Below are 11837 nucleotides of genomic sequence, written 5' to 3' on the forward strand. Positions count from 1 at the left end.
CTAAAATTGTGCAGGTATGACGTTTGTTATACTTCTTATATTTATTCTTGAGAAAAGGTATGAAATACAAATGAATGATACAGAAACAAAAAACACAGCGGTAAAAGCGCCGGCATTGATGTCCACGCGGCCTGTGACAGCACAGGATGCGCTGGATCAGTGTGAGAAACTTTCGCCTATGATGGTACATTATTGCCAGACGAAGACGGGCTTGACTGACCCGGCTAATACCATTTTGTTTTACCGCTTAGGTGATTTCTACGAAATGTTCTTCGAGGATGCCACCCTGGTATCCAAAGAACTTGAGCTTACGCTGACCGGAAAGGACTGCGGCATGGAGGATCGCGCTCCGATGTGCGGTATCCCGTATCACGCTGCAGAAGGGTATATCAACCGTCTTGTAGAGAACGGCCATAAGGTTGCGATCTGCGAGCAGATGGAGGACCCGAAACAGGCAAAGGGCATGGTAAAGCGCGAAGTCATCCGCGTTGTCACACCGGGTACGACGCTGATCCCGCAGGGACTTGATGAGACGAAGAACAACTACATCATGTCGATCGTCTGCATGGAGGGATGCTTCGGTATCTCTACGGCAGATATCTCGACCGGCCAGTGCCTCGTCACGGAAATGGACAAGCCGCGCCGCCTTGTGGATGAGATCACGAAGTTTATGCCGGCGGAAATCATCTGCAATCAGTCGTTCCTGCTCTGCGGGATCGATGTGGAGGATCTTCGAACCCGCCTTCATATCTGCGTGAATGCATTGGAAGACTGGTATTTCGACGATGATATCTGCCGCCGTACGCTGCAGGAACAGTTCCATGCTACTACGATGGAAGGCCTTGGCATCGCCGATTACAACTGCGGAACAATTGCAGCCGGTGCGCTGTTCCAGTATCTGCACGAGACACAGAAATCGGATCTGTCTCACATGAATTCGATTACACCGTATGTGACAGACAAATATATGCTGATCGACAGCTCCAGCCGCCGGAATCTGGAATTGGTGGAAACGCTGCGGGAGAAGCAGAAACGCGGCTCCCTCCTCTGGGTTCTCGACAAAACCCGCACGGCGATGGGCGCGCGTCTTCTGCGAAGCTACGTGGAGCAGCCATTGATCGACGAGGATGAAATCAATGCAAGACTCGATGCTGTAGAGGCTCTAACGGGGCAGGCGATGATCCGCGAGGAAATCCGTGAATACCTCCGTCCGGTTTATGACCTCGAGCGTCTCGTCGGAAGAATCAGCTACCAGTCCGCGAATCCGCGTGACCTGATCGCCTTTAAATCGTCGCTGCAGATGCTGCCTTACATCAAGCAGCTCTTAAACTCGTTTGACGGTGACGCTTTGGCGCAGATTCAGGAGGATCTCGATCCGCTGGAAGACCTCTATCAGCTTGTCGATGCGGCAATCGTCGATGATCCGCCGTATCTGATGCGCGACGGCGGTATGATCAAGGACGGCTATAACGAGACGGTCGATAATTACCGTCACGCCAAGACCGAGGGAAAACAGTGGCTGAGTGAGCTGGAGGCAAGCGAGCGCGAGAAAACCGGCATCAAAAATATGAAGGTCAAATACAACAAGGTATTCGGCTATTATCTGGAGGTCACGAACTCGTTTAAAGATCTTGTCCCGGATTACTATACGAGAAAACAGACGTTGACGAATGCGGAGCGCTACATTACCCCGCGTCTGAAGGAACTCGAGGATACGATTCTCGGTGCGGAGGATAAACTGTATGCGCTGGAATACGATCTTTTCTGTACGGTGCGCGATACGGTTGCCGGTGAGGCGGAGCGGATTCAGCGCACGGCGCAGGCTCTGGCACGGCTCGATGTGTATGCATCGCTTTCCTACGTTGCCGAGCACAACCACTATGTGCGTCCGAAGCTGAACAGCCGCGGAAAGATTGATATCAAGGACGGCCGTCACCCAGTGGTCGAGAAGATGATTCCAAACGATATGTTTATCGCAAACGATACCCTGCTTGACAACGGTGACCACCGCGTTTCCGTCATCACCGGACCGAACATGGCAGGTAAATCGACGTATATGCGCCAGACGGCCCTCATTGTGCTGATGGCACAGATCGGTTCGTTTGTTCCGGCTTCGAAGGCAAACATCGGTATTGTGGACCGGATCTTTACCCGTGTCGGCGCATCCGATGACCTGGCAAGCGGCCAGAGTACGTTTATGGTTGAGATGACGGAGGTGGCAAATATTCTTCGGAATGCAACCTCGAACAGTCTGCTGATTCTCGATGAGATCGGAAGAGGAACGAGTACGTTCGACGGTCTTTCGATCGCCTGGGCGGTGATTGAGCATGTGGCGAATCCGAAGCTGCTCGGCGCAAAGACACTGTTCGCTACGCATTACCATGAGCTGACTGAGCTTGAAGGAAAGCTTCCGGGCGTGCACAACTACTGTATTGCCGTCAAGGAAAAGGGCGACGATATCGTATTCCTGCGTAAAATTGTACAGGGCGGCGCAGATAAGAGCTACGGTATCCAGGTAGCGCGTCTTGCGGGAGTGCCGGAGTCAGTGCTCTCCCGGGCGCAGGAGCTGGTGGAGCAGCTGAGCGATGCCGATATCACTGCTGCGGTCAAGGATCTGACCATGCAGAAGAAACCGAAGGCAAAGCCGGTTCACTACGACGAGGTCGATATGGCACAGATGTCGCTGTTCGATACGGTGCAGGACGATGATATCATCAAAGAGCTCTCGGAGCTTGATATCTCGAATATGACACCGATGGATGCTTTAAATACCCTGTACCGTTTCCAGGGAAAGGTGAAAAACCGCTGGAAATAGGGGAATACTGGATCAGAACATAAGTTAGAATCAATCCGAAACAGAAAGGAACAACATGGCTACCATAGCAGTACTGGATCAGAATACGATCGATAAAATTGCGGCCGGTGAGGTCGTGGAACGGCCGGCTTCCGTGGTAAAGGAGCTGGTGGAAAATGCAATGGACGCCGGTGCGACGGCGATCACCGTGGAAATCCGCGACGGCGGTATCTCGCTGGTGCGGATCACGGACAATGGAAGCGGCATTCCGGCCGAACAGGTGCCGCTCGCTTTTCTGCGCCACGCGACGAGCAAGATCCGTTCCGTGGAAGAACTCGTGCAGATTGCATCTCTTGGCTTCCGCGGCGAGGCGCTCTCGAGTATCTCGGCGGTTGCGCAGATCGAGATGATTACGAAAACGCCGGATGCGCTGACGGGAACGCGGTATGTGATTGAGGGCGGCGCGGAGAAGGCCAATGAGGAGGTCGGTGCCCCGACCGGAACAACCTTTCTGGTCCGGAATCTTTTTTACAACACGCCGGCTCGTCAGAAATTCTTAAAAACGCCGGTTACGGAGGCGAATGCGGTGACTTCTGTGGTGGAGCAGCTCGCTCTGTCCCATCCGGGCATTTCGTTTAAATACATGGTCAATTCGCAGGTGAAGCTTCATACAAGCGGCAACCGGAATTTAAAAGAACTGGTCTATAATATTTACGGCCGCGACATCGCGCGGGAGCTGATCGAGATTCACTCGGAAAGCCCGCTGATGACGATTGATGGTTTTATTGGAAAACCGGTGATCTCGAGGGGAAACCGGAATTTTGAAAATTATTACGTGAATGGACGGTATGTGCGGAGCAAGCTGCTCGCCCGTGCGATTGAGGACGGATATCAGACATCGATGATGCAGCATAAATATCCGTTTACGCTGTTCTATGTCCAGATGGATGGAGAGGCGGTGGATGTCAATGTGCATCCGACGAAGATGGAGCTTCGTTTTTCCCATCAGGAGGAGATTTACCGCCAGATGCGTGATATGATCTCGGATGCGCTGAATCACAGGGAGCAGATTGTGAAGGTTTCGCTTTCTTCCGACAGGGAACGGAAAGCAGAGGAAAAAGCGGCACGGAAAGAACAGATTGTTGTTCCGGAACCGTTCGAGCAGAAACGGCAGGTAAAAGAAGGCTTTGCACGGCAGTCCCTTCCGGTGGAGCCGGTTTCCAGCCAGAGCAGAAGAATGCCAATTTTCCCGGAGGTGGAACGAAATGGATACCGCGCAGCGAAAACGTATGTGCCGGTTCAGCAGATGACGGGAATGACGCGGGAAGAGGAAGAACTGTTTGAGCCGGGTGCAGGAAACGTGCCAAAGACGGCAGACCTCTCAAACGCGGACGCAATACAGCATCAGCAGGAGCCAGATGCAGCTCCAACGGTATCTTCCATGCCGGAAGAATCCTCATCTGCATCTGCATCTGCTTCGCCTGAGCCAGAAGGCCAGATGCAGCTCTTTGATGAGCAGTTTCTTACCCCGGAGGCAGAGAAATCGCACCGCATCATCGGCCAGGTTTTCGATACGTACTGGCTGATTCAGTACGGCGAGAATCTCTACATCATCGATCAGCATGCCGCGCACGAAAAGGTACTGTTCGAGCGGATGATGAAAAATTACCGGGAAAAGAACGTCACCTCCCAGATGGTGAGTCCTCCGCTGATCGTCTCCTTAACGCCGCAGGAAGCGGATCTTGTGACCCGTTACATGGACGTTTTCCAGTCCTTCGGCTACGAAATTTCCCCGTTCGGCGGAAAAGACTATGCGATCAACGCCGTGCCGCACAACCTGTACGGTATTGCGACGGAGGAGCTGTTTGTCGAGATTCTCGACAATCTTGAGGAGGTCCGCGAAAAGCCGCTGGAGATTTTAAAAGACCGTCTGGCGACGATGTCGTGCAAGGCCGCCGTAAAGGGCAACAATCATCTTTCCTATGCAGAGGCGGAGCAGCTCATTGCCGAGCTTTTGGCGCTCGAAGATCCGTATCACTGCCCGCACGGCCGGCCGACGATCATTTCCCTCTCGAAACGGGAACTGGAAAAGAAATTTAAGAGAATTGTGTAGGTGATTTTTTTGAAAAAACCTTTGATTATCCTGACCGGTCCGACCGCTGTCGGTAAGACGAAGCTGTCGATTTCGCTTGCCAAAGCGGTAAATGGGGCCATTATCTCCGCGGATTCCATGCAGGTCTACCGCCATATGGATATCGGATCTGCCAAAATCCGCCCGGAGGAGATGTGCGGCGTTCCGCATTATCTGATCGATGTGCTCGATCCTTCCGAAGAGTTTCACGTCGTGAAGTTTGTGGAACTGGCGCATGAAGCGATGGAAAAAATATACGCCGCCGGACAGATTCCGATCGTGACGGGCGGCACCGGCTTTTATATCCAGGCGCTTTTAAAAGAAGTTGATTTTACGGAATCGCACGGTGAACTGCCGATCCGGAAACAGCTGGAAGAAAAAGCAGCAACGGAGGAAGGCGCGGCAGAACTGTACCGGGAACTTTCCGAGGTTGATCCTGCTTCCGCGGAGACGATTCACCCGAATAATGTAAAACGTGTAATCCGGGCGCTGGAATATTATCACGAGACAGGACAGAAGATTTCGGAGCACAACGAGGAGCAGAAGCAGAAGGAATCTCCGTACTGTTCTGCTTATTTTGTGCTGAACGACGAACGTTCGATTCTGTATGACCGCATTGACAGGCGTGTCGATCAGATGATCCGCGACGGACTGGTTGATGAAGTTTTCCGTTTGAAAGAAATGGGATACACAAGAGATCTTGTCTCCATGCAGGGACTGGGCTACAAAGAACTGTTCCCATATCTTGCGGGCGAATGCACGCTGGAGGAGGCCGTCTATATCATCAAGCGGGACACCCGTCATTTTGCCAAACGGCAGCTGACCTGGTTCCGACGGGAAAAGGATGTGATCTGGCTGAACAAGCCGGATTTTGACTACGACGAAGAAAAAATATTATCATATATGCTGGATCGCTGGAACGAAATCGTTTCGGCCGATGCAAAGGAAGAAGGAGAACAATCATGTTGACAGAAAAAGCTGCTATGTACAGCACACTTGGCATTTCCAAAGAGGTTTTCGCATTTGGAACGAAAATTGAGGAAGAATTAAAAGAGCGTTTTGCAAAAATTGATGAAATCGCAGAATACAACCAGTTAAAGGTCATCCACGCCATGCAGGCAAGCAAGGTCAGCGAGGCATGCTTATATGGAACCACAGGATACGGATACAATGACCTGGGACGTGATACGCTGGAGCAGGTCTATGCAACGTGCTTCGGCACTGAGGATGCACTGGTACGCCCGCAGATCGCCTGCGGAACCCATGCGCTTGCAACGGCGCTTTCCGGAAATCTCCGCCCGGGCGACGAACTGCTTTCTCCTGTTGGAAAACCGTACGACACCCTTGAGGAAGTGATCGGCATCCGCCCGTCCGTCGGATCTCTTGCGGAATATGGCGTAACTTACCGCCAGGTAGATTTAAAAGAGGACGGCTCTTTCGATTACGAAGGAATCAAAAATGCCATCAACAAAAAGACAAAGATGGTGACGATTCAGAGGTCGAAAGGATATCAGACCAGACCGACGCTTTCTGTTACCCGCATCGGTGAACTGATTGCATTTATTAAAAATATCAAACCAGATGTCATCTGTATGGTCGATAACTGCTACGGCGAGTTCGTGGAGACGATCGAACCGACCAATGTCGGTGCAGATCTGATGGTCGGATCCCTGATCAAAAACCCGGGCGGCGGACTGGCTCCGGCCGGCGGTTACATTGTTGGAAAGAAAAAGTACGTGGAAAATGCAGCATACCGTCTGCTCTCCCCGGGACTTGGAAAAGAGGTTGGCGCAACACTCGGTGTGAACGGTTCCTTCTACCAGGGATTCTTCCTGGCACCGACCGTTACCGCAGCGGCATTAAAAGGTGCTGTCTTTGCTGCAAATGTTTATGAGAAACTGGGATTTGCCGTTGTTCCAAACGGAACCGAGAGCCGTCACGACATCATTCAGGCGGTAACCTTTGGAAAACCGGAAGGCGTCATCGCATTCTGCCAGGGTATCCAGGCAGCTGCCCCGGTCGACAGCTTCGTTTCCCCGGAACCTTGGGATATGCCAGGTTACGACAGCCCAGTTATCATGGCAGCTGGCGCTTTCGTGCAGGGCTCTTCCATTGAACTTTCTGCCGATGGCCCGATCAAACCGCCGTACGCTGTCTATTTTCAGGGTGGGCTTACGTGGCAGCACGCAAAATTCGGTATTCTGATGAGTCTTCAGAAACTCGTCGATGCCGGTATGGTGACATTATAATGGCAAAAAATGTGGTAATTATCGGCGGCGGCGCGAGCGGACTGATGGCGGCAATTTGGGCCTCACGTCTCGGTGCCGCGGTCACCGTTCTGGAAAAGAACGATAAACCGGGCAGAAAGCTTCTTGCGACCGGAAACGGACGGTGTAATTTTACCAATCGTTATCAGGATGCATCGTGCTACCGCACGGGAAATCAGGAGCGTGCATCACGGGTTCTCGAACAGTTTACCGAACAGGACACCGAACAGTTTTTTGAACAGCTCGGCATCCGCATCCGGAGCCGTGAAGGCTGGCTTTATCCGGCCAGCGAGCAGGCACAGTCCGTTCTTGAGCTGCTGATTTTGGAAGCCAGATTCCGAAAGGTAAAAATCAAGACACGGGAAACGGCTGTTGCAGTGGAAAAAGCCGAAAATGGTTATCTGGTGCGCACCGAAGGATGGCAGTACCCGGCTGACAGCGTCATCATCTGCTGCGGAAGCTGTGCTTCCCAGATCGCCGGTTCCGACGGAGATACACTTCGATTTGCCGATCAGCTTCAGCTCGCTTCGATTCCGTTTTTCCCGGCCCTCTGCCCGCTCCGCTGCAAAGGAAACCAGTTTTCCTCCTGGGCGGGTGTTCGGGTGCGCGCGAAGATTACGCTTCTGGTTGAAAATCAGGAGATTCTGACGGAACAGGGAGAGCTGCAGCTTACCGACTACGGTGTCTCCGGCATCCCGGTATTCCAGATTTCCCGGTTCGCTGTGCGCGCCTGCATGCAGAAAAAACGCGTTGAACTTCTCGTAGACTTCTTTCCGGAACTGACGGAATTGGAGCTTACTGCAGAACTTGTCAGACGGCAGGAAATCTGCCCGTATAAAGCGCCAAAAGAGCTTCTGATCGGTCTTCTTCCGGAAAAACTCATTCCGGTTCTGATCGGAAAGAAAAAGACTCCGGAAGAAATGGCAGGCGCCATCAAATCATATCGTTTACAGATCACCGGCCAGACCGACTTTGGAAAAGCCCAGGTGTGTGCGGGCGGCATCACGCTCGACCAGCTTACGGATTCTCTGGAATCGGTACAGCACCCTGGTATTTTCTTTGCGGGAGAAGCCCTGGACGTCGACGGCGTCTGCGGCGGCTACAATCTCCAGTGGGCCTGGTCCAGCGGAAGTGCAGCCGGAAGAGCTGCAGCAGGAGAACATGCATGATTCGGATACAGCAATTAAAGCTTCCAGTCACCCACACACAGGAGGAACTGGAACAGAAAATAAGAAAAACACTGAAAATCGGAAAACACGATCTGCAGGAAATTGAGCTCTTACGCCGCTCAATTGATGCCAGAAAGAAATCCGAATTAAAATACGTTTATCAGCTTGATGTAAAAGTAAAAGATGAGAACGCCGTACTGCGGAAGGCGAAAAATAACCAGATCGTAAAAGCGGAGAAAAAGCCATATGTGTTCCCAAAATCCGGAGAACAGACTCTTGTTCACCGGCCGGTTATTATCGGAAGCGGTCCGGCAGGACTTTTTTGTGCCTATGTTCTCGCAAAGCATGGCTACCGTCCGCTCGTTCTGGAGCGCGGCGAATCTGCAGAACAGAGAAAGAAAAGTGTCGATGCGTTCTGGAAAACCGGCGTTCTGAACCCGGAATCGAACGTACAGTTCGGAGAGGGCGGCGCCGGTACGTTTTCGGATGGAAAATTAAACACTTCGGTGAAGGATCCATCCGGCAGAAACCGTGAGGTACTCCGGATCTTCACGGAATGCGGGGCACCGGAAGAAATTCTGTACGATCAGAAACCGCACCTTGGCACCGATCAGCTCATCGGAATTGTGACAACAATGCGGAAAAAGATCGAGGCATGGGGCGGAGAAGTCCGTTTCGGAGCAAAAGTGACGGACTTTGGGATTGAAAACGGCAGACTCACTTCTGTAACCGTCAATGAAACCGAGAAGATTGCCGCGGAGACTGCAGTCCTTGCGATCGGCCACTCTGCACGCGATACCTTCTTTAAACTCTGCGAAAATAAGATCTCCATGGAAGCAAAATCCTTCGCTGTCGGCGTCCGCATTGAGCATCCGCAGAAGATGATCACGGAGGATCAGTACGGACCGGAGGCACCGGATTTCCTTGGGGCAGCACCGTATAAGCTCACCAATCAGTGTGAAAACGGAAGAGGTGTGTACTCATTCTGCATGTGTCCCGGCGGCTATGTTGTCAACGCATCCTCGGAAGCGGAACGCACCTGCGTCAACGGTATGAGTTATTCTGACCGGGAAGGTAAAAATGCGAACAGCGCTATGATTGTCACCGTAACACCGGAAGACTACCGCCCGTACCATGTAGAGGGAACGCCGGACGTACTCGATGGTGTGGCATTCCAGAGAGCGCTTGAACACGCTGCGTGGGAAGCCGGAAAAGGCAAAGTTCCGGTGCAGCTTTTTGGTGATTTCTGTGAAAACAGAGTTTCTACAGCACTTGGAGAGGTAACCCCTTCCATCTGCGGAGAATGGACTTTCGCCAATCTGCGGGAAGTTCTTCCGACGTTTATCGGAGACTCCCTTGTGGAAGGCATTCGTGCATCTGAGCGGAAAATCCACGGCTTTTCCCGTCCGGACGCCGTTCTTTCCGGCGTGGAAGCGCGTACCTCGTCACCGGTCCGCATTGTAAGAAATGAAACGCTCGAAAGTCCGTCGCTTACCGGTCTTTACCCGTGCGGAGAGGGCGCAGGCTATGCGGGAGGCATCACTTCCGCAGCCATGGACGGATTAAAAACGGCAGAGGAAATTGCAAAAAAATATATGAATTTTTCATAATTCCTATACATCTGCGGAAAGTTGTGCTAGAATGATGGGTGATTCAAACCAATGTATTCCATGAAAATTCCCGGAAGAGTGGTGGGAGGAATACATGAGAAAAAATGGATTACGAAACCTGCCGACGATGGAACAGCCATATGAAAAATGCCTGGAAAACGGCCCGGAAAGTCTTTCCGACGCGGAGCTTCTGGCTGTCATTTTACGATGTGGGGCAAGGGGAAAAACATCCCTGGAGCTCGCAAGAGAAATTCTTTCCCTTTCCGGAAAAGAGGAGGGCCTGTTAGGACTCTATCACTGTACAAGACAGGAACTTCTGCAGATCCGCGGAGTCGGGGAAGTAAAAGCGATCCAGCTCCAGTGCATCGGTGAGCTTTCCAAACGAATGGCCGCGGCCGGAGCAAGAAAAGGTCTCTGCTTTCATGATCCGGCTTCCATTGCGGATTATTACATGGAACGTCTCCGCCACGAGGATCAGGAGGTTCTTCTCTGCATGATGCTGGACACAAAAAATCAGCTTCTCGGAGAAAAGGAAATCACAAGAGGAACGGTCAATGCGACGATGATTTCGCCGCGGGAGCTTTTTCTTGCGGCACTGCAGTTCCGTGCGGTTCATATTCTACTGGTTCACAACCATCCAAGCGGAATCCCGGAACCAAGCGGTGACGACATTACCGTGACACGGCAGATCCGGCGGGCGGGCGAAATGCTCGGCATTACCCTGCTGGATCACATTATTATCGGGGATCACTGTTATACCAGTATGCTGGAACAGGGAATCTGATCCCGAAAATCCGAGGCAGAAATGCCCAAAGGAAGGGAACAAGTTAAAGGAGCACGATGCAGATTCGAAATGTATACGGCATAGACCTTGGCACCAGTACCGTCAAAATCTATGACCTGAAGAAAGACACAATCACAAAAGAAAAAAATATGATTGCCATACGCAACCGCGAACAGGTGATTGCCGTTGGAAATTACGCATATGAAATGCACGAGAGAACGCCTTCCAATATCGAGGTAATTACCCCCATGAGCAACGGACGCATTGCGAATGTATTGATGGTAGAAGCCGTTTTGCACACGCTTCTCCACCGCTGTACGCGCCACATGGGATACCGCCCGGAGCTGTATTTTTCAGTTCCCTGCGATATGACAGAGATTGAACGGCGTTCTTATTATACGATTGCACATAAGGGAGCCTTAAAAAACTGCCGCATGTATCTTGTGGATAAACCAATCGCGGATGCGCTGGCACTTGGCATTCCGATCAACCGCACGAAGGGTTCCATGATTGTCAACATCGGAGCGCAGAGCACAGAGATTTCTGTTATCGCCAACGCGAGAGTTATTTTTTCCAGAATCATCCCGGTAGGCGGAAAACAGTTCAACGAATCGATATGCAATCTGAACCGCCGCAAAAACAATTTCCAGATTGGCTCCAAAACAGCCAAACGTGTCAAGATTGCGCTGGCGGATCTTGGAACAGACAAAAAAGAGGCGCGGAAGGTGCGCGGCGTAGATGGTGCATCCGGTCTTCCAATGGAAGGGATCATTACTTCTTCCCTCGTAAACGAAGCACTCCTTTCCGGTGTTAATGAGATCGGCGAGGAAATCAAGCATGCGCTGGAGCGTACACCGCCGCAGATCCACGATCATATCCAGAAAGAGGGTATTTATATCACCGGCGGAAGCACAAGGATTCCGAACATTGACCGCTATCTTTCGAGACAGCTCGGCTGTCCGGTGCAGCTTTCCCAGTATTATGACCTCTGTACCATCTGTGGGCTCAAGGAACTGATCACGCACGATGCGCTGCATCGCTGGGCTTACACGGTAAATAAAAAGAAGTAAATCTATCAAAAA

The 11837-nt window shown here is 51.8% G+C and carries 8 protein-coding genes; all 8 read left to right on the forward strand.

Annotated features, from left to right (window positions below; all coding sequences use genetic code 11):
* Positions 1-178 precede the first annotated feature (178 nt).
* The 8 genes from mutS (at position 179) to I2G42_RS00115 (ending at position 11825) form a co-directional block, all read left to right on the forward strand.
* Positions 179-2815: a DNA mismatch repair protein MutS gene (gene mutS, locus I2G42_RS00080; protein WP_195530660.1), complete on the forward strand. Its 2637-nt coding sequence runs from the start codon at positions 179-181 to the stop codon at positions 2813-2815.
* A gap of 55 nt (positions 2816-2870) precedes the next feature.
* The gene (mutL, locus tag I2G42_RS00085) at positions 2871-4907 is read left to right on the forward strand and encodes a DNA mismatch repair endonuclease MutL (RefSeq protein ID WP_055228135.1); all 2037 of its coding nucleotides are present in this window, start codon (positions 2871-2873) and stop codon (positions 4905-4907) included.
* Between the two features lie 9 nt (positions 4908-4916).
* Complete coding sequence (gene miaA / locus I2G42_RS00090) at positions 4917-5894, forward strand: tRNA (adenosine(37)-N6)-dimethylallyltransferase MiaA (RefSeq protein ID WP_055218339.1); 978 nt, start codon at positions 4917-4919, stop codon at positions 5892-5894.
* A complete protein-coding gene (locus tag I2G42_RS00095; RefSeq protein WP_055228136.1) occupies positions 5888-7174 on the forward strand; it encodes a methionine gamma-lyase family protein in 1287 nt (428 codons plus the stop codon). Before miaA ends, I2G42_RS00095 begins: the two co-directional genes overlap by 7 nt.
* On the forward strand, positions 7174-8361 hold the full coding sequence (locus tag I2G42_RS00100) for a BaiN/RdsA family NAD(P)/FAD-dependent oxidoreductase (RefSeq protein WP_055228137.1): 1188 nt from the start codon (positions 7174-7176) through the stop codon (positions 8359-8361). Before I2G42_RS00095 ends, I2G42_RS00100 begins: the two co-directional genes overlap by 1 nt.
* Positions 8358-9971, forward strand: coding sequence for an NAD(P)/FAD-dependent oxidoreductase (locus tag I2G42_RS00105; RefSeq protein ID WP_055228138.1), 1614 nt, complete (start codon positions 8358-8360; stop codon positions 9969-9971). The genes I2G42_RS00100 and I2G42_RS00105 overlap by 4 nt, the downstream gene beginning before the upstream one ends.
* Before the next feature lie 94 nt (positions 9972-10065).
* Positions 10066-10755 carry a RadC family protein gene (gene radC, locus I2G42_RS00110; RefSeq protein ID WP_195530600.1) on the forward strand — a complete coding sequence of 230 codons (690 nt, stop codon included), beginning with the start codon at positions 10066-10068 and terminating at the stop codon, positions 10753-10755.
* Positions 10756-10811: 56 nt separating this feature from the next.
* Positions 10812-11825 (forward strand): rod shape-determining protein, encoded by a 1014-nt coding sequence (locus I2G42_RS00115; protein WP_055217830.1) that lies wholly within the window; start codon positions 10812-10814, stop codon positions 11823-11825.
* Positions 11826-11837 lie beyond the last annotated feature (12 nt).

It is taken from the genome of Fusicatenibacter saccharivorans (assembly GCF_015557635.1).
Taxonomy (GTDB): Bacteria; Bacillota; Clostridia; order Lachnospirales; family Lachnospiraceae; genus Fusicatenibacter; species Fusicatenibacter saccharivorans.